Annotated in this window: 1 protein-coding gene; it reads right to left on the reverse strand. The window is 76.7% G+C overall.

All coding sequences use genetic code 11. The annotated features are described in order from the left end of the window. Window positions 1–209, reverse strand: a 209-nt coding sequence (locus tag G3I78_RS49170) for a hypothetical protein (RefSeq protein ID WP_203616571.1), incomplete at its 3' end; no start/stop codon positions are given. Between the last annotated feature and the right edge of the window lie 211 nt (window positions 210–420).

Raw genomic sequence — 420 nt, forward strand, 5'->3', positions numbered from 1 at the left:
AGCCGACGGGCGAGGGCGGCCTCGAGATACTCGGCGCTGACCCGGTCCCCGGCGAGGGCATGGAGCGACCCGGCCTGCTCGCGCATGCGGGTGAGCTGCGTGCGGGCGGCGGCCAGGAACTCCTGCTCCCGAGCGAGCTCGCCCGACGTGTCCTCGGCAGGTGCGCCGGTCGGTGCGTCGGGGCCGGACGGTACGGCGGGGGGGGGCACGACAGACCCCCGGGGGCCGGGTGCGAGGGGGCGGGCCATCCTACGGGGCCGCCGCCCCCTCAGTGGGCCGGTCGCTGGTCCGACGATCCGCCCGGGACCGGTAACCTTGCCGGTGCGGACGAGTCGGTCGGACGGTCGCGTCGAGGGGCCTCGGTCCCTCGCCGAGGAACGTCCGGGCTCCGAAGGGCAAGGTGGTGGGTAACGCCCACCC

It is taken from the genome of Streptomyces sp. SID13726, assembly GCF_010548375.1.
GTDB lineage: Bacteria > Actinomycetota > Actinomycetes > Streptomycetales > Streptomycetaceae > Streptomyces.